Source organism: Cellulosimicrobium sp. ES-005 (assembly GCF_040448685.1).
Classification (GTDB): Bacteria; Actinomycetota; Actinomycetes; order Actinomycetales; family Cellulomonadaceae; genus Cellulosimicrobium; species Cellulosimicrobium cellulans_G.
Map to the genome: position 1 here is coordinate 4,322,542 of NZ_CP159290.1, position 18,352 is coordinate 4,340,893.

Here is an 18,352-nt window from a genome sequence, read left to right on the forward strand (position 1 = left end):
CGGAGGACACCGCCGCGACGGCCCGGTCCGCTCCGTCAGAGATCCCTGACCGCGTCGTCGCGGTCACCCGTCCCGAGAGGAACCACCGATGCTTCCCCACCTGACACGACTCCGTCGCCGAGCCACGGCGGCGGTCGCCGGCGCTGCCCTCGTGGCGCTCGCCGTCGCCCCGGCCGCGGCGACGACCGAGCCCTCGCTCCGCCTCGACACGCCGCGGATCACGGCCGACGGGTCCGTGACGATCACCTATGCCGCCGGCGCGGCGGTCAGCGCGAAGAACTGGCTCGGCGTCTACCGCGACGGCGTGCTGCCCGGCGGGCCGCCCTCGCTCGACTGGCGCTACGTGCCGGACGCGTCCGGCAGCGTGACCTGGGGCCCGCAGCACCGCGCGGGCTGGACGCGCGGTGCTGCGTCGATCGGTCCGGGTGACTACGACGTCTACCTGCTCGCCGACGACGGGTACGACGTGCTCGCCGGGCCGGTCGACCTGACCGTGGAGGCGGTGCGGCCGGTCGAGCCCGCCGAGCCCAAGCCTGAGGTCGACGGCGTCAGCGAGCTGAACGTGCTCACCTTCAACCTGTGGCACGGTGGCTCGCAGATCCCGGACGGGGCGCGCGAGATCGCCGACGTCCTCCGGGAGACCGATGCGGACGTGACGTTCATGCCGGAACGCAACGACACCCCGGCGGACGTGGCGGCGCTCCTGGGGTACGACCATCTTCTCGCGACCGGCACCGGCATCGTGTCGCGCTACCCGATCCTCGAGACCGGGACGGTCGGCGACCGGTGGTCGAAGGCCGTGCTCGACGTCAACGGCACAGAGGTGGTGGCCTACGGCGGGCACCTCGAGTACCGCTGGTACACGACGTACCTGCCGCGCGGGTACGGCGGAGCGGTCCTCGGCGACTGGCCGGCCGGGTGGGGCACGTGGGACCGGCTCGACGCGCCCGTGACGGACGTCGGCGCGATCCTCGCGGCGAACCTCCAGTCGGGTCGCCCGGCGTCCGCGGCCGCGCTCCTCGACGACGTCCGGGCGGAGCGCGCGGCCGGTCGCCTGGTCGTCGTGGGCGGCGACTTCAACGAGCCGTCGGCGCAGGACTGGACCGAGGCGACGGCCGACCTGTTCGACCACCACGGCGTCGTCGTCCCGTGGCAGACGACGCAGACCCTGCTCGACGGCGGTCTCGTGGACGTGTTCCGCGAGGTCCACCCCGACCCCGTGTCGAACCCGGGCTTCACGTGGCCCGCGGACAACACGCTGTTCCCCACGTCGGAGCTGACGTGGGCGCCGGAGGCCGACGAGCGGGACCGGATCGACTACGTCTTCGTGGCACCCGACGACCGCGTGGCGGTTCACGGCGCCCAGGTCGTGGGCCCGCAGTCGACGATCGTGCGCGACGAGCGCGTCGACGACGACAGCGCCGACGTGATCCTCACGCCGGACGCCGTCTGGCCTTCCGACCACAAGGCCGTCCTGGCGTCGCTGCGGGTCTGCGACGAGGCGTGCGTGCCGAGCGGGGCGCCGGAGGTCGAGGCGGTCGTGCGGTGCATGGCGGGAACCGCGCACGTGGCGGTACGGGCGACGAACACGGGCGACGCCGCGGCGGCCGTCGTGCTGTCGACCGCGTTCGGCGAGCGCGCCGGCGCGGACGTCGCGCCGGGACGCCATGCGTACCAGTCGTTCAGCACACGGGCCGCACGGGCCGACGCCGGCACCGCGACGGTCACGGCGACCGTGGCCGGTCGGGCACCGGTGACGGTTCAGGAGGAGTACGCGGCGAAGAGCTGCGGCTGACCCGCGCCCACCGGCGCCCGTCTCAGGACGGGCGCCGGTGCCGCGTCGGCCCGGTGCTGCCCCGCACGACGAACTCGACGGACGGCAACCGGATCTCCGGCGGTTCCTTCCCCTCGACGAGCGCCACCAGCGTCTGGGCCGCGGCCGTGCCCCAGGCGACCACGTTCTGCCGGACCGTCGTCAGCGGCGGCACGATGTACGGGGCGAGCGGGATGTCGTCGAAGCCGACGACCGAGAGGTCCTCCGGGACACGGATGCCGCGGTCGGTGGCCGCGGAGATCCCGGCGATCGCCATGAGGTCGTTGCCGTAGACGATCGCGCTCGGGGGCCGCGGCAGGTCGAGGAGCTCGTGCGTCGCGCGCGCGCCGGAGCTGCCCGTGAAGTCGGCGGTCACGACGGGGCCCACGGGCAGACCGAGCTCGTCGAGCGTGTCCTCCCAGGCTCGGCGCCGCGCCTCGGTGTGGACGTAGCCCGGCACACCCATGACGTGGCCGATGTGCCGGTGGCCGAGCGAGTGCAGGTGGTGGACCGCGCGGCGGACCCCGGCTGCGTCGTCCATCCCGATGACGACGTCCGCCTCGGTGTCCGCTTCCTCGGGCGCGACGACGACGACGCTCAGCCCGAGCGCGCCGACGTCCCGGGGGCGGGTGTCCCCGGCCCGGACGTCGGTGAGGAACACGCCGTCGACGCGCGACTCGCGCGCGAGCCGCTCGTAGGCGTCGCGCTCGCCGTGCTGGTCCTTGACCACCTGGAGGACCAGCGAGTAGTTCTGCTCGGACAGGCCGATCTCGACGCCCGCCATGAAGAGCGGGAAGAAGGGGTCGGTGGCGAGGAGCTCGGGCTCCCGCCGGATCACGAGGCCCACGGCCTGCGTGCGCGACCGGGAGAGAGCGCGCGCACGGGCGCTGGGCTGCCAGCCGAGGTCGTCGGCGGCGCGCAGGATGCGCTCGCGTGCCGCTGCGCTGACGCCGGGTCGGTTGTTGAACACGAACGAGACGGCGCTCTTCGAGACCCCGGCGCGGGCCGCGACGTCACCGATCGTCACGCGCTTGGCGCCGACCGTCCGGGTGGTCCGGTCGCCGGGGGTGAGGGTCGAGTGCTCCGCTGCGTTCACCTCGTCAGGATAGCGCACGGTTTGACCCGGTGTTTAGTAGCCGTCGCGCGCACTCTCGTCGGGGCGGACGTCGACCGCATCGCGGCTGAGAGGCGCGCTGAGCGCTGCAAGTCCAGGCATCCGCGGGGATCGACCGCGGGCAGGGGCCCGCCGTGACTGCTTGCGCCGCCCGGTTGTCCGGGTGATCTTGACGCGCGTTGTTCAAACCGGTTTAATCGTCGCGTCGACGCCGTCAGGACGACGGCGTCGGCGGGCCGCCGTGCGGGGGACCGAGGGGCGGGGGCCAGAGCGACGAGCGGGTGACGAGCCCGGATGAGGAGTTGGGCGCAATGAAGCGTGGCGCACGGATGACAGCGCTGGCGACGACGGCTGCGGTGGTCCTGCCGCTCGCGGCGTGCGGATCGGGCGGCGACGGCGGTACCGGCGGGTCCGAGGGAGGTCTCACGAGCGGACCGATCGACGTCTGGTACTCGACCAACGAGCAGGAGGTCGCCTGGGGCGAGCAGGTGGTCGAGGCGTGGAACGCCGAGCACCCGGACCAGAAGGTGAGCGCACAAGCGATCCCCGCGGGCAGCTCGTCCGAGGACGTCATCGCCGCCTCGATCACGGCGGGGAACACGCCGTGCCTCGTGTTCAACACGGCCCCGGCCGCCGTGCCCGCGTTCCAGAAGCAGGGTGGCCTGGTGAACCTGTCGACGACGTTCGACGACGCGGAGGACTACGTCACGGGTCGTTCGGGCGCCGCGGCGGACGGGTTCCGCAGCGCCGACGGGGACCTGTACCAGCTTCCCTGGAAGACGAACCCCTTCATGCTGTACTACAACAAGGACGTGTTCGCGGCCGCCGGCCTGGACGCCGAGGACCCGCAGCTCGAGACGTACGACGACGTGCTGGCGGCGGCGCAGGCGATCAAGGACGCCGGGGCGGCCGACTTCGCGATCTATCCGCCGGCGACCGCGGACTACACGAACGTCAACTTTGACTTCTACCCGTTCTTCCTCGCCAACTCCGGCGGCACGCAGCTCATCGAGGACGGTCGGGCGACGTTCACGAGCGACGAGGGCCTGGAGACTCTCGGCTTCTGGCAGACGCTCTACGCGGAGGGCTTCTCGTCCGCGGAGGCGTACAGCGGGGACATGTGGGCCGGTCCGTTCGCCGACGGTGTCGCCGCCATGGGCGTCGCCGGCCCGTGGGGCAAGGGGCAGTTCGACGGCAAGGTGGACTTCGGCGTCGTCCCGCTCCCGACCGCCGACGGCGTGCCCGCCGACGAGACGTCGACGTTCGCGGACTCGAAGAACGTCGGCCTCTACTCCTCGTGCAAGAACCAGCAGACCGCGTGGGACTTCCTCAAGTTCGCGACGAACGACGAGAACGACCTCGCGCTCCTCGAGATCACCGGCCAGTTCCCGACCCGCACGGACGTGCCCGAGCTCGCGGCCGACTTCCTGGCGGAGAACACCTTCTTCGAGCCGTTCGCGGCGTCCGTGCCGCTCGCCGTCGACGTCCCGACGGTGGACGGGCTCGCCGAGAAGATGCAGGTCTTCCGCGACGCGTGGAGCGGGTCCGTGCAGTCGGGGTCCGGCGACCTCGAGACGACGTTCGGCGAGGCCGCGGCGACGATCGACGGCCTGGCGGGCTGAGCCCAGGACGAGGCGACGCACTCATGGTCACCCTTCACGACGAGGACGTGCAGCCGTCCGCGCGGGCCACGGAGCTCCGTGGCCCGCGCCAGGACCCGCCGCGACCTCGCGGCCGGCGACTCCAGCGCTGGCTCGGGGAGAACCCCCTCGGCATCCTTCTCAGCACCCCGTACGTGGCGTTCGTCGTCGTGGTGTTCCTCGTGCCGTTCGGATTCGGCGTGTGGATGTCGTTCCACGACTTCTTCTTCACGGCACCCGGCGTGCAGGTCCCGCACCCCTTCGTCGGGCTCGACAACTTCCGGCAGGTCCTCGCGGACCCGGCGGTGCGTCAGGCGTTCGGCAACCTCGCGGTGTTCGGCCTCATCAACGTGCCGCTCACGGTGGTGCTCGGGCTCCTCCTCGCGTCGGGCCTCGATGCCGTCGTGCACTGGAAGGGCTTCTTCCGGGTCTCGTACTACGTCCCGTACGTCACGGCGTCCGTCGCGACGCTCGCGGTGTGGATCTTCATGTTCAACGGCAACGGGGTCGTGAACAGGCTCCTGGGGAGCCTCGCGCCGGAGCCGACCTGGCTCGCGAACCCGAGCCTGATCATGCCCCTGATCGCGGTCTACGTGACGTGGAAGAACCTCGGGTTCTACGTCCTGCTCTACCTCGCCGCGCTGCAGAACGTGCCGAAGGAGCTGCACGAGGCGGCAGCGATGGACGGCGCCGGGCCCTGGCGCCGGTTCCGGGCCGTCACGCTCCCTGCCGTACGGCCGGTGACCTCGCTCGTGGTGCTGCTCTCCGTCATCACCACCGGACAGATCTTCACCGAGCCGTACCTCCTCACCGGGGGAGGACCGAACGGCGCCTCGATGACCCCGGCGCTGCTCATGTACCAGAAGGGCATCCAGCAGGGGCAGCCCGACATCGCCGCGGCGGTCGGCATGATCCTCGTGCTCGCGGTCATGCTCCTGTCGCTGGCCTCGCGCCGTCTCACGGAGAGGAAAGGCTGATGGCCTCCACGACCTCGACCACGCGGCGGGACGCGACCCGGGCCCGCGGCTCCGGCGGAGGCCGGCTGCTGCGCGTGCTGCGCTTCGCGGTGCTGCTGCTCGGTGCGTTCCTCGCGCTCGTGCCGTTCTACTACATGCTCCTCGGGGCGCTGCAGAGGGAGCGGGACACGAGCGTCCTGGGCCTGCTCCCGCTGCCCCGGAACCTCACGCTCGACAACTTCGTGGGGGTCAACGAGTCGATCGACCTCGCCCGGTCGCTGCTCAACTCGTTGATCATGACGGCGGGCGTCGTGGGCTGCACGCTCGTGTTCGGGCTGCTCGTCGGGTACGCGCTGTCGGTGCTGTCCTTCCGCGGCCAGGGGCTCGTGTTCGCGCTCGTCCTGCTCGTCCAGGCGATCCCGTTCCAGCTGCTCATGATCCCGCTCTACGTCATGGTCGTGCGGTACTTCGACCTCGCGGACAACTACCTCGGCATGATCCTGCCGTTCGCCGTGAACTCGGTCGCCGTCCTGATCTTCCGGCAGTACTTCCTCCAGATCCCGCACGACGTGTTCGACGCGGCGCGCATCGACGGCGCGAGCGAGCTGCGGATCCTGCGGTCGATCGCCGTGCCGCTGGTCCGCCCGGCGGTCCTCACCGCGATGCTCGTGACGTTCATCGGTCCGTGGAACGAGTTCCTGTGGCCGTTCCTCGTGACGAAGGACGCGTCGATGCAGCCGCTCGCGGTGAGCCTCGCCAACTTCTCGCAGGCGAACTCGTCGTTCCAGGCGAACCCGATGGGCGCGGTCCTGGCGGGCGCGTGCGTGCTCGCGGTGCCCGCCGTCGTCCTGTTCCTGCTGTTCCAGCGGCACTTCACGTCCGCGAACCTCGGCTCGGCCGTCAAGGGCTGACCCGTCACCGTGCGGGGCGGCGCGAGACCGCGCCGGCCCCGCCCCGACCTCTCAAGGCTAGGAAATGACCCAGGTGAACCACTCTCAGTCCCTCATGACGGTCCCGTACGCCCTGCGTCGTCTCGGGACGATCATGTCGCCCCTGCCCGGGGAGCCCCTCGAGGTCGAGGGCGTGCTCAACCCCGGCACCGCGTGGGGGCCGGACGGCACGCTGTACCTCTACCCCCGCCTCGTGGCCGAGGGGAACGTCTCGCGCATCGGTCGGGCGCGCGTCGTCCTCGAGGACGGGGTGCCCGTGGGCGTGGAGCGGCTCGGGGTGGTGCTCGCCCCCGACGAGGGCTGGGAGCACGGGCGGCAGAACGCGGGGGTCGAGGACCCCCGGATCACGTTCGTCGAGCCCCTGGACCTCCACGTCATGACCTACGTCGCGTACGGGCCGCTGGGCCCGAAGCCCGCGCTGGCCGTCTCCCGGGACACCGTGTCGTGGCGCCGGCTCGGGCCCTTGCGGTTCGCCTACCAGCCCGAGCTGGACACCGACCTCAACCTCTTCCCCAACAAGGACGTGGTGTTCTTCCCCGAGGCCGTCCCGGGTCCCGACGGCCGACCCGCGCTCGCGCTCCTGCACCGGCCGATGTGGGACCTCGACTGGCTCCGCCCCGGCGAGGGGGCTCGTCCGCCGGCCGGGGTCGCCGACCCGCGGCCGTCCATCTGGATCGGCTACGTCGACCTCGATGCCGTGACGCGCGACCTCGGAGCACTCACGCACGTCGAGAGCTCTGCGCCGGTCGCCACGCCGGAGATGGCGTACGAGTCGTCGAAGATCGGTGGTGGCCCGGCACCCCTGCGCGTTCCCGAGGGCTGGCTCGTCCTCCACCACGGAGTGACGGGCGCCGACTTCTCCGGCTTCGCCCTGGCTCACGGTTCCCGGTACACGGCGGGCGCGATGATCCTGGACCCGGGCGACCCGCGCCGGGTGCTGGCCCGGACGCCCGAGCCGCTGCTCGTCCCGGAGACCGCCGCCGAGCTGGAGGGCACGCTCGGCAACGTCGTGTTCCCCACGGCCGTCGAGGAGATCCAGGGACGCCGGTTCGTCTTCTACGGCATGGCCGACTCCCGGATCGGTGTCGCCGAGCTCGTGCGTCTCGATGGTTGAGGGCCGGGCTGCGGACCTCACCGCGCACGAGGCGCTCCGGCGCGTCGTCAAGGCGTACGACGTGCGCGGTGTCGTCCCTGACGAGCTGAACGACGACGTCGTGCGCGCGCTGGGCGCGGCCTTCGTGGAGACGGTCGTCCGGCCGGGCGCCGACGGGGAGCGTCGGGTCGTGGTGGCCCGTGACATGCGCGAGAGCGGCCCCGGGCTGCTGGCCGCGTTCGTCGACGGCGCCCGGGAGGCCGGCGCGCACGTGCTCGACGCCGGTCTGTGCTCGACCGACGAGCTCTACCTCGCGTCGGGTCTCCTCGACGCCGCGGGCGCGATGTTCACCGCGAGCCACAACCCCGCCCGGTACAACGGCATCAAGCTGTGCCTCTCCGGGGCACGCCCGATCGGCCAGGACACCGGCCTGCGCGCCGTCCGGGACCGAGCCGACGAGCTGCTCGCGGGCGAGCCCGTCGACGCCGGGCCGCGCGGCGGCCACGAGGCCGTCGACGTCCTGCGGTCCTACGCCGAACGCCTGCGCTCGCTCGTCGACCTCTCCGGTGGTCGCCGGCTGCGCGTGGTCGTCGACGCCGGCAACGGTATGGCAGGGCTCACGGTCCCGGCCGTCCTCGGGATGGCAGCGGGCCTGCCGCCGCTCCCGCTCGGGATCGTCCCGCTGTTCTTCGAGCTCGACGGGTCGTTCCCTCACCACGAGGCCAACCCGCTCGTGCCGGCGAACACGGCGGTGCTCCAGGCGGAGGTCGTGCGTCGGCGTGCGGACCTCGGGCTGGCGTTCGACGGCGACGCCGACAGGTGCTTCGTCGTCGACGAGCGGGGCCGGAGGGTGGACCCCTCGGTGCTCACGACGCTCGTCGGGCTCCGCGAGGCACGCCGGGTGCGGGGCGAGGGCGGCGTGCCGGTCGTGCTGCACAACGCGATCACGTCGCGCGCGGTGCCCGAGATCCTGGGCGCCGAAGGGGTGCGGACGGTTCGCACGCGCGTGGGCCACTCGTTCATCAAGGCGCTCATGGCGTCCGAGGACGCCGTCTTCGGGGGCGAGCACAGCGGGCACTTCTACTTCCGTGACTTCCTCGGCGCCGACTCGGGCCTCCTGGCCGCGATGCACGTCCTCGCAGCGCTCTCGGAGCAGGACCGTCCGCTCTCGGAGCTGGTCGGTGGCCTCGACCCGTACGTGCGCTCGGGGGAGGTCGACGTCGCCGTGGCGGACCCGGAGACCGCGGCGGCCGCGGTGCTCGACGTCCTCGGGGAGGCCTACGACGCCGCATCGCTCGACGTCGACGAGCTCGACGGCACGACCGTCCGCCGCTGGCACGGCGACGACCCGTGGTGGCTCAACCTGCGGGCGTCGAACACCGAGCCCGTCCTGCGGCTGAACGTCGAGGCCGCCGACGTCGGGACGATGCGCGCGGTCCGCGACCGTGTCCTCGACGCGCTCGCGACGGTGCCCGCAGAGGGCGGCGGGCCGCCGAGCGGCGGCGCGGCCGTCGGGGGAGGGCGGCGCTGACGATGTACCTCCTCGACAACCCCGTGCGCCGCTACCCGTGGGGCTCGACCACGCTCGTGCAGCAGCTCCTCGGCCGCCCCGTCGACGGTCGTCCCGTCGCCGAGGTCTGGATGGGAGCCCACCCCGACGACCCGTCCACCGCCGACGGTGGTGGACGCCGGGTCGCTCTCGACGCGCTCGTGGCGTCCCAGCCCGAGGCGATGCTCGGACCCCGCGTGCTGGCCGGGTCCGGCCCGCGCCTGCCGTTCCTCGCCAAGATCCTCGCCGCCGCCCGCGCGCTGTCGGTCCAGGTGCACCCGACGACCGCCCAGGCCGAGGCGGGCTTCACGACCGAGGACGAGCGCGGCGTCCCCCGCACCGACCCGGTGCGGACGTACCGGGATCGTTCCGCGAAGCCGGAGATCGTGTACGCCCTCACGCCCTTCGAGCTCCTCAGCGGGCTCCGGGAGCCGGAGCAGGCGGCGAAGCTCGTCGCCGAGCTCGAGGTGCCCGCGCTCGACCCCCTCGTCGTGCTGCTGCGTGAGCGGCGCGACGACGCCCACCGGGGCGCGCTCACCTGGCTCCTCGGCCAGCGGGAGAGCACGGCGCCGTGGGTGGAGGCCGTCGCCGAGACCGCGCGTGACGCCGTGGGCGCCCGGCCGGAGCTGGCCGTGGTGCACGAGCTCGCGCAGGAGTTCCCCGGCGATCCCGGACTCCTCGCTCCGCTCCTGCTGAACCACGAGCGGCTCGAGCCCGGCCAGGCCCTCTACACGGCCCCCGGGACGCTGCACGCCTACCTGCGGGGCATGGCCGTCGAGGTGATGGCGGCGTCCGACAACGTCCTGCGCGCCGGCCTGACGACGAAGCACGTGGACGTGGCGGAGCTGCTGGCGATCACGGACTTCACGCCGCGGCTCACCGGCTTCCTGCGTCCGGTGCGCGTGGTGCCCGGTGTCGTGGACTACGTCGCGCCGGCCGCCGACCTGGGCCTGCGCGTCGCCACCCCGCGCGCGGGAGACGAGCTGCCGGGGCCGGAGGACGGCCCGCGGATCGTCGTGTGCGTCGAGGGCGAGGTGCGCGTCGTCGCGGCGGACGCGCGGCGCCTCCTGCCCGGCGAGTCCGTCTTCGTCCCGCACGTGGACGGACCGCTCGTCGTCTCAGGGCACGGGACGGCCGTCGTGGCGCGGGCCTGAGGTCAGGCCGTCGTCACGACGACGCGGGGGCCGGCGTGGGGAACCAGCGGGCGAACTTCTCCTCGAGAGCCTGGGTCCGCTCGACGTCGCAGCGCTTCTCCGCCGAGACCGTGATCGCGCCGTCCAGGCACTGCTGGTGCGCCAGCGCGACGTCCCACGTGACGAGCGTCGAGACCATCTGCAGCGCGAGCATCGCGGAGAGCCCGACGCCGATGCCCAGCGCCGGGACGAGCGCACCGCGCACCCGCGCCCGCCACACGGCCACGAGCGCGCGGACGCCCACGACGATCGCCCCGAGCGCGAGCGCGAGGCTCACGGCCTGCCACGGGAACGGCATGGTGCTCACGACGATCACCGCGAGCAGGAGCAGGCCGAAGTGGAGCACGCGCCGCGTCGCCTGCCGCGCGAGCTCGGGGTCCGGCTCCGCGGGCTCGGGCGGTGCCGGAGGACGGCCGCCCCCGGGCGTCAGCGGGTCCGGCCGGCCGGGCGGGGGCGGTGGGAGGGGCGTGCCCGGGCCGGAGCCCGGTGGGACCGGAGCGCCCGGACGCGTGCCCTCCTCCGGCGGCTGCGGCGACTCCGGACGAGGGTGCTGCGGCGCGTCGGGACGGGGCGGTGCGTACGGGTTGCCCACGGGCAGCTCCTCGGTCGGTCGGGCGGCTCGCGGTACATTCTCCCATCGGAGACCGGGTGCCCGGGAGGGCGCCCTCCCTGTTCCGCCGAGCCCGACGCTCGAGCCACCTGAGCCGCCCCGAGCCACCCCGAACCCGCAGGAGCACCGTGCAGACGCCGTCCGGCCACCTCGTCGAGTCCACCTCCGCCGCCCGCGTCGTCGTCCTCGTCTCGGGCGCAGGCTCCAACCTCGCCGCGATCCTCGCCGCGCACGACGACGCCGCCTACGGGGCGCGCGTCGTGGGCGTCGTGTCGGACAAGGCCGACGCGGGCGGCCTCGACCTGGCCCGCGAGGCCGGGATCGCCGCCGTCGTCGTGGCCCCGGGCGACTTCGACGACCGGGCCGCGTGGAACGAGGCGGTCGCGCAGGCCGTCGACGTCTTCCGGCCGGACCTCGTGGTGCTCGCCGGGTTCATGCGCATCCTCGGTCCGGCATTCGTCGGGCGCTTCGCCGGCCGCACGATCAACACGCACCCGGCGCTCCTGCCGTCGTTCCCGGGCGCGCACGGCGTGCGCGACGCGCTCGCGTACGGCGTCCGCGTCACCGGGTGCACCGTCCACGTGGTCGACGACGGCGTGGACACCGGCCCGATCATCGCCCAGGTCGCCGTCCCGGTCGAGGACGGCGACGACGAGTCGTCGCTCCACGAGCGCATCAAGGTCGCGGAGCGCGCGCTCCTCGTCGAGACGGTCGGCCGCGCCGCGCGCGAGGGCCTGCGCGTCGAGGGCCGCCGGGCCGTCGTCGGGCGGTCGGCGGGCGCCTGAGCCGCCCGCGCGGCACCCGGTAGACTCGTCCCGGACGCGACTGGCGAGGGTGGGAACGACCACCGGGGAGCGGCCGGATCTACCTGCTGGAGCGTCGACCGCCTGGGCGCCTGGGTTCTGCCTCGCGTCGGCGTCCGTCGACGCGGCGACCGCGACCCAGAGGAGCCCCTCGTCATGTCCCACCCGGCCCCGCACGTGCCCTCCGCCCCCGACGTCCAGCTCGCCGACGACGCGCAGCGCCCCGTGCGGCGCGCGCTCCTGAGCGTCTACGACAAGACGGGCCTCGTCGAGCTCGCGACCGCGCTCCACGCGGCGGGCGTCGAGCTGGTCTCCACCGGCTCCACCGCGTCGACGATCGCCGCCGCGGGCGTGCCCGTGACGAAGGTCGAGGACCTCACCGGGTTCCCCGAGTGCCTCGAGGGCCGGGTCAAGACGCTCCACCCGCGCGTGCACGCCGGCATCCTCGCGGACTCGCGCAAGGCCGACCACCTCGCGCAGCTCGACGAGCTCGGCATCGCGCCGTTCGAGCTCGTCGTCGTCAACCTCTACCCGTTCGCCGCGACCGTCGCGTCCGGCGCCGGCCCCGACGAGGTCGTCGAGCAGATCGACATCGGCGGTCCCTCGATGGTCCGCGCGGCCGCGAAGAACCACCCGAGCGTCGCCGTCGTCGTGGACCCGGCCCGGTACGACGACGTCGTCGCCGCCGTGCAGGAGGGCGGCTTCACGTTCGCCCAGCGCAAGCGCCTCGCGGCGCAGGCGTTCGCGCACACCGCGCAGTACGACGTCGCCGTCGCGTCGTGGTTCGCGTCGTCGTACGCGCCCGACGACGTGGCCTTCCCCGCGTTCACGGGCGCCACCTGGGAGCGGGCCGACGTCCTGCGCTACGGCGAGAACCCGCACCAGCAGGCCGCGCTGTACACGCACTGGCGCGGCGGGCTCGCCACGGCGACCCAGCTGCAGGGCAAGGCGATGAGCTACAACAACTACGTGGACGCCGACGCCGCGCGCCGGGCCGCGTACGACCACTCCGGCCCGGCCGTCGCCGTCGTCAAGCACAACAACCCGTGCGGCGTCGCGACCGACGACGACATCGCGGCCGCCTACCGCAAGGCGCACGCCACCGACCCGGTCTCCGCGTACGGCGGCGTGGTGGCGGCGAACCGGGTGGTGACGACCGAGCTCGCGGAGGCGCTCAAGCCCGTGTTCACGGAGGTCGTCGTGGCACCGGGCTACGAGGACGGCGCGCTCGAGATCCTCGCGGCCAAGAAGAACCTGCGCGTCCTCGTGCTCCCGGAGGGCGCGCAGAGCGACCCCGTCGAGTTCCGTCCGATCTCGGGCGGTCTGCTCGTCCAGACGGTCGACCACATCGACGGTGTCGTGACGGCCGAGGACGGCACCGTCACCGGCGGCGACGACCCGCAGCACTGGACCCTCGTGACGGGGGAGGCCGCCGACGACGCGACCCTCGCGGACCTCGCGTTCGCGTGGCGCGCGATCCGCGCCGCCAAGTCCAACGCGATCCTCCTCGCGCGCGACGGGGCCGCCGTCGGGGTCGGGATGGGGCAGGTCAACCGCGTCGACTCGTGCCGTCTCGCGGTCGAGCGCGCCAACACCCTCGCCGACGGCGAGGAGCGTGCGCGTGGCGCCGTCGCGGCGTCCGACGCGTTCTTCCCCTTCGCCGACGGCCTCCAGATCCTGCTCGACGCGGGCGTCCGCGCGGTCGTCGCCCCGGGCGGGTCGATCCGCGACGCCGAGGTGATCGAGGCGGCGCGCGCCGCGGGTGTGACGATGTACTTCACGGGCACGCGCCACTTCGCGCACTGACACGGCCCTGCTCGACGGCCCCGCCGGTCTCCGGACCGGTGGGGCCGTCGCGCGCCGGGCGTCAGACCAGGGCGTCGCGGAGGCGGCGGGTCGGGTCGAGCGCGACGTCGAGGTCGACGCCGAGGCGGCCGGCGCGGTTCATCGCCTTGCGGACCGGGCCGACGTCGCGCGGCGAGTCGACCAGGAGGACCGCCCGGACCTCGGTGACCCGACGCTCCGGGCCGCCGTCCGCCGTCGTGCCGCCGTCCGAGGTGGAGCCGGAGGTCGTCCCCGGGGCGAGGTAGAACGCGGCCCAGCCCTCGTGGCCGGTCGGGCCGCCGGACGGGTCGCCGCGGAAGAGCACGTCGTCGGCCTCGTCGGGCACGCCGAACAGGGCGAGGTCGTGCCCGAGCTGCTGGGAGAACACGTACGGGGCGTGCCCGGGAGCGTCGGGCTCGTCGCCGAGCAGCGCGGCGACGGTCGCGTCCGGGTCGTGGAGGGCGGCGGACCAGTGGCCACCGGGCACCGCGCCGAGCAGCGGGTGCTCGCGCGTCGCGCAGTCGCCGACGGCCCAGAGCCCGGCCAGCCCCGGCACGGCGCCGGTGGCGTCCACGGGCACGCTGCCGCGCACGTCGCGCGGGACCGCGCCGTCGAGCCAGTCCGTCGCGGGGCGGGCGCCCACGGCGGCCAGCACGAGGTCGGCCGACAGCTCGCGCCCGTCGGCGAGCCGGACGCCGTCGGGCCGGACCTCCGCCACCGCGGCACCGGTCACGAGCTCGGCGCCGACGGCCGCGTACCAGGGCGCGAGGTGCGCGCCGACGGCCGGACCGAGCTGGCGCCGGAGCGGGGCGGGAGCGGCCTCGAGGACCGTGACATGCGCCCCCGCGCCGGCGGCGACCCCTGCCAGCTCGGCGCCGATCCAGCCCGCGCCCACGATCACGAGGCGGAGCCCCGGCCGCAGCGCGCCGCGGAGGGCCTCGGCGTCCCGGACCGTGTGCAGGAGGCGGGCGTGCTCCCAGCCGTCGGGCCGCACGGGCGTGGAGCCGACCGCGAGCACCACGGCCGCCGCGGCCCGGCGCTCGCCCGACCGCGTCGTGATCTCCCAGAGACGGCCGTCGGGCGTCGCCCGGCGCTCCAGCCGCACTGCCGGGTCGGCCAGGCGCACCTCGTCGGCGAGCGCCTCGACGTCCACGCCGAGGTCCTCGGCGAGCCACGCCGGGCCCGGGCGGCTCAGGAGCTCCTTCGAGAGCGGTGGCCGGTCGTAGGGAGGCACGCCCTCCGCGCCGAGCAGCGTCACCCTCCCGGCGTACCCCCGACGCCGGAGCGCGCCGACGGTCTGGGCGCCGGCGAGCCCCGCGCCCACGACGACGACCGACGCGGGCGCTCCCGGGTCCGTCGCGCGAGGGGACGCGCGGTGCGCGGAGGGTGGCGGGAGGACCGGCGGCTCGGCGGACGACATGCACGTCACGCTAGGCCACGACGGTAGGCTTCCGGGCGTGGAAGGTGCAGCAGCGTGACCGACGTCACCGCGGACGGGGGGACGCGGCACCGGCCGCCGGCGACGCTCGTGCCGGCGTGGCACCACGTCGAGGACGAGCCGGGAGACGACGGGCGCCCGGCGGGCGCGCGTCCCGACGACGAGGCCCGGCCCCCGGTCCCGGAACCGCCTGCGAGCCTCGCCCCGTCGCGTCAGCCGGCGATGTGGCTCGTGCTCGCGGGCGTCGCGGTGTCGATGCTCGTCGCGGTGCTCGTCGGCGCGCGCGCCGGCTGCTTCACGCTCGCCGGGCTGCTCGCGGTGGCCGGCGTGTGCCGCGCGGTTGTCCCGGGCCCGGGTCCCGTGGGGATCACCGTGCGCTCCCGCGGGCTGGACGTCTTCCTCTTCCTCGCGCCCGCGGTCGTCATGGCGTTCCTCGCGCTGACCCTCGACCAGGGCGAGATCTGACCCGTCGCGGGCGCCTGCCCACGCCCCCCGGGAGGGGCCGGGGGGGCAACCCTCCGGACGCGGTGCCGCGGACGACGACGGGCCCGGACCGCGGTCGCGGTCCGGGCCCGTCGGGGCGTGCGGGACGTCAGGCCTTGGGGGCCTCGTCCGTGCCGGGGGCGTCATCCGTCGCCGGGGCCTCGGGCTCGTCCGCCTCGACGACCTCGACGACCTCCTCGACCGCGACGACGTCGCCGTTCTCGTCCGTGACGACGACCTCCTCCTCGACCACGGCGGCGACCGCGCCCGCACCCGCCGCGCCGGCCGCCGCGGAGTACGCCGGGGCCCCGGCCTCGGTCAGCGTGACGACCTGGTCCTCGCCGAGGAGGTCGTCCTGCTTGGGGGCGAAGGCGAAGGCACGGTAGAACAGGCCCGCGATCGCGGCGCCGAGGAGCGGGGCGACCCAGAAGACCCACTGCTGCTTCCACAGGTCCCCGTCGCCGGCGAAGACCGCCGAGGCCATCGAGCGTGCCGGGTTGATCGACGCGTTGGTGATCGGCGCGGCGACGAGGATGAGGGCGGTCAGCGTGAAGCCGATCACGACGGGCGCGTACTGGACGCTCGCGCGCTTGTCGGTGACGCCGAGGATCACGCCCACGAACACGGCGGTGACGATGGTCTCGATGAGCAGCGCCTGCACGAGGCCGAACTCCGTGCCGCCCTGCGACGCCGTCGAGAGCGAGGAGAAGCTGCCGTAGCCGTTGGCGGTCGCGACGAACACCCCGCCCCGGCCGTCCTGGCCGAGGAGCTGCGGGAGCGTGGAGGGCACGGTCGCGAGCAGGACGAGGCCGGCGAGGAGCGCGCCGACGAGCTGCGCGACCCAGTACGGCAGGACGTCGCGCCACGCGGTGCGGCCGCCGATCGCGGCACCGAGCGTGACGGCCGGGTTGAAGTGGCCACCGGACACGTTGCCCACGGCGGCGGCGCCCGCGACCACCGCGATACCACCGGCCAGGCCGACGGCCAGGGCGTTCTGCTGGCTGACGAAGGTGTACAGCGCCACACCCACGATCGCGAGGACGAGGAAGAACGTGCCGAAGACCTCGGCGCCGAGACGCGCGAGGAGGCTCGGCTGGACGACGGCGACGGCCTCGGTGGGCGCGGGACTCGGGTCCTCGACGAAGCCCTCCGGCGCGCCGGGAGCGGTGGTGTCCTGGGACATGATGATCCTGTCTGGTTCGGTGGGTACTTCGGGCAGTCCCGGGCCCGGCCGCCACGGTGCGGCACCGGGAGGCGGTCGGGACGACGGCACGATGCCTGACCGAGTGCCCGGCCATTCCGGCATCTGGGGGCATCTTGCCACCACCACCCGGGAGAAGTGTGGAAATCGGCGGTGCCCCACCTGAGAACGGACGGCCCGTCTCACGATGCGGTCGGATGGCGGGAGCCCCGAAAGTATCTTGACGTCGAGAAGTCGAGTACCCTGGACCGCGGTCAGCAACGCCCCTGTGTGCGACGGACCGGGCCCGACGGGCCGACGGTCGCCGTCCGGCTCCCGGGGGCACCAGTCCCCGACAATGGAGCGATCTGCGCATGGGCAAGATCAAGGTCGTCAACCCGGTCGTCGAGCTCGACGGCGACGAGATGACGCGCATCATCTGGCAGTTCATCAAGGACCGCCTCATCCACCCGTACCTCGACGTGGACCTCAAGTACTACGACCTGTCGATCCAGAACCGCGACGCGACGGACGACCAGGTCACCATCGACGCCGCGCACGCGATCAAGCAGTACAACGTGGGCGTCAAGTGCGCGACGATCACGCCCGACGAGGCGCGCGTCGAGGAGTTCGGCCTCAAGAAGATGTGGGTCTCGCCGAACGGCACGATCCGCAACATCCTCGGTGGCGTCGTCTTCCGCGAGCCGATCATCATCTCCAACATCCCGCGCCTCGTGCCGGGCTGGAACAAGCCGATCATCATCGGCCGTCACGCCCACGGCGACCAGTACAAGTCGACGAACTTCAAGGTCCCCGGCCCCGGCAAGATCACGATGACGTTCGAGCCGGCCGACGGCTCCGAGCCGCAGAGGTTCGAGGTCGTGACCATGCCCGAGGAGGGCGGCGTCGCGATGGGCATGTACAACTTCAACGAGTCGATCCGCGACTTCGCGCGCGCCTCGTTCGCGTACGGCCTCCAGCGCGAGTACCCCGTGTACCTCTCGACGAAGAACACGATCCTCAAGGCCTACGACGGCGCCTTCAAGGACATCTTCCAGGAGGTGTTCGACGCCGAGTTCGCCGAGGCGTTCGCCGCGAAGGGCCTCACGTACGAGCACCGCCTCATCGACGACATGGTCGCCTCGGCCATGAAGTGGGAGGGCGGCTACGTCTGGGCCTGCAAGAACTACGACGGCGACGTCCAGTCCGACACCGTCGCGCAGGGCTTCGGCTCGCTCGGCCTCATGACGTCGGTCCTCATGACCCCGGACGGCCAGACCGTCGAGGCCGAGGCCGCGCACGGCACCGTGACGCGTCACTACCGCCAGCACCAGCAGGGCAAGCCGACGTCGACCAACCCGATCGCGTCGATCTTCGCCTGGACCCGTGGCCTCATGCACCGCGGCAAGCTGGACGGCACGCCCGAGGTCACCGAGTTCGCGCAGACGCTCGAGGACGTCGTCATCAAGACGGTCGAGTCCGGCAAGATGACGAAGGACCTCGCGCTCCTCATCGGCCCGGACCAGGAGTGGCTGACGACCGAGGACTTCCTCGCCGCGCTCGACGAGAACCTCAAGGCGCGCCTGGGCTGATCGCCCTCCGCACGCCCGACGGCGGCGCCCCCTCGTGCAGGGGGTGCCGCCGTCGTCGTCCCCGGACCCTGGCGGCGGGGTGCGCCCCGCGGGCGCGCCGCTCCGCGCGTCCGT

The 18,352-nt window shown here is 73.6% G+C and carries 15 protein-coding genes and 1 riboswitch; of the genes, 11 read left to right on the forward strand and 4 right to left on the reverse strand.

What is annotated here, in order from left to right; translation table 11 throughout:
- The first annotated feature begins 88 nt into the window (after nt 1-88).
- A complete protein-coding gene (locus ABRQ22_RS19320; RefSeq protein ID WP_353707856.1) occupies nt 89-1,795 on the forward strand; it encodes an endonuclease/exonuclease/phosphatase family protein in 1,707 nt (568 codons plus the stop codon).
- Nucleotides 1,796-1,817: 22 nt separating this feature from the next.
- Here the strand turns inward: ABRQ22_RS19320 and ABRQ22_RS19325 are convergent, their stop codons facing one another.
- Complete coding sequence (locus ABRQ22_RS19325; RefSeq protein ID WP_253050888.1) at nt 1,818-2,909, reverse strand: LacI family DNA-binding transcriptional regulator; 1,092 nt, start codon at nt 2,907-2,909, stop codon at nt 1,818-1,820.
- Between the two features lie 329 nt (nt 2,910-3,238).
- Between ABRQ22_RS19325 and ABRQ22_RS19330 the strand changes: the two genes are divergently transcribed.
- The 6 genes from ABRQ22_RS19330 (at nt 3,239) to manA (ending at nt 10,269) form a co-directional block, all read left to right on the forward strand.
- Nucleotides 3,239-4,549, forward strand: coding sequence for a sugar ABC transporter substrate-binding protein (locus tag ABRQ22_RS19330; RefSeq protein WP_353707857.1), 1,311 nt, complete (start codon nt 3,239-3,241; stop codon nt 4,547-4,549).
- A 23-nt stretch (nt 4,550-4,572) separates the two neighbouring features.
- Nucleotides 4,573-5,544 (forward strand): sugar ABC transporter permease, encoded by a 972-nt coding sequence (locus ABRQ22_RS19335; RefSeq protein ID WP_353707858.1) that lies wholly within the window; start codon nt 4,573-4,575, stop codon nt 5,542-5,544.
- Nucleotides 5,544-6,434, forward strand: coding sequence for a carbohydrate ABC transporter permease (locus ABRQ22_RS19340; RefSeq protein WP_353707859.1), 891 nt, complete (start codon nt 5,544-5,546; stop codon nt 6,432-6,434). Before ABRQ22_RS19335 ends, ABRQ22_RS19340 begins: the two co-directional genes overlap by 1 nt.
- A gap of 64 nt (nt 6,435-6,498) precedes the next feature.
- Nucleotides 6,499-7,587 (forward strand): glycosidase, encoded by a 1,089-nt coding sequence (locus tag ABRQ22_RS19345; RefSeq protein WP_353707860.1) that lies wholly within the window; start codon nt 6,499-6,501, stop codon nt 7,585-7,587.
- On the forward strand, nt 7,580-9,097 hold the full coding sequence (locus ABRQ22_RS19350) for a phosphomannomutase/phosphoglucomutase (RefSeq protein ID WP_353707861.1): 1,518 nt from the start codon (nt 7,580-7,582) through the stop codon (nt 9,095-9,097). The genes ABRQ22_RS19345 and ABRQ22_RS19350 overlap by 8 nt, the downstream gene beginning before the upstream one ends.
- 2 nt (nt 9,098-9,099) lie before the next feature.
- Nucleotides 9,100-10,269, forward strand: a complete 1,170-nt coding sequence (gene manA / locus ABRQ22_RS19355; RefSeq protein ID WP_253050894.1) for a mannose-6-phosphate isomerase, class I — start codon at nt 9,100-9,102, stop codon at nt 10,267-10,269.
- A 13-nt stretch (nt 10,270-10,282) separates the two neighbouring features.
- Here the strand turns inward: manA and ABRQ22_RS19360 are convergent, their stop codons facing one another.
- Complete coding sequence (locus tag ABRQ22_RS19360; RefSeq protein WP_353707862.1) at nt 10,283-10,900, reverse strand: hypothetical protein; 618 nt, start codon at nt 10,898-10,900, stop codon at nt 10,283-10,285.
- 146 nt (nt 10,901-11,046) lie between these two features.
- On the opposite strand from ABRQ22_RS19360, the gene purN reads away from it, so the two are divergent.
- A complete protein-coding gene (purN, locus tag ABRQ22_RS19365; protein ID WP_353707863.1) occupies nt 11,047-11,703 on the forward strand; it encodes a phosphoribosylglycinamide formyltransferase in 657 nt (218 codons plus the stop codon).
- Between the two features lie 26 nt (nt 11,704-11,729).
- Nucleotides 11,730-11,818: riboswitch (ZMP/ZTP riboswitch) on the forward strand.
- A 59-nt stretch (nt 11,819-11,877) separates the two neighbouring features.
- Nucleotides 11,878-13,527, forward strand: coding sequence for a bifunctional phosphoribosylaminoimidazolecarboxamide formyltransferase/IMP cyclohydrolase (gene purH / locus ABRQ22_RS19370; protein WP_353707864.1), 1,650 nt, complete (start codon nt 11,878-11,880; stop codon nt 13,525-13,527).
- A gap of 61 nt (nt 13,528-13,588) precedes the next feature.
- On the opposite strand, the gene ABRQ22_RS19375 is transcribed toward purH, so the two are convergent.
- Entirely contained in the window at nt 13,589-14,965 is a 1,377-nt protein-coding gene (locus tag ABRQ22_RS19375; RefSeq protein ID WP_353707865.1) for an NAD(P)/FAD-dependent oxidoreductase, read from the reverse strand.
- Between the two features lie 54 nt (nt 14,966-15,019).
- On the opposite strand from ABRQ22_RS19375, the gene ABRQ22_RS19380 reads away from it, so the two are divergent.
- Nucleotides 15,020-15,448, forward strand: coding sequence for a DUF3017 domain-containing protein (locus ABRQ22_RS19380; RefSeq protein WP_353707866.1), 429 nt, complete (start codon nt 15,020-15,022; stop codon nt 15,446-15,448).
- 127 nt (nt 15,449-15,575) lie between these two features.
- On the opposite strand, the gene ABRQ22_RS19385 is transcribed toward ABRQ22_RS19380, so the two are convergent.
- Nucleotides 15,576-16,649: an aquaporin gene (locus ABRQ22_RS19385; RefSeq protein WP_253050899.1), complete on the reverse strand. Its 1,074-nt coding sequence runs from the start codon at nt 16,647-16,649 to the stop codon at nt 15,576-15,578.
- Nucleotides 16,650-17,020: 371 nt separating this feature from the next.
- On the opposite strand from ABRQ22_RS19385, the gene ABRQ22_RS19390 reads away from it, so the two are divergent.
- Complete coding sequence (locus ABRQ22_RS19390) at nt 17,021-18,238, forward strand: NADP-dependent isocitrate dehydrogenase (protein ID WP_353707867.1); 1,218 nt, start codon at nt 17,021-17,023, stop codon at nt 18,236-18,238.
- Nucleotides 18,239-18,352 lie beyond the last annotated feature (114 nt).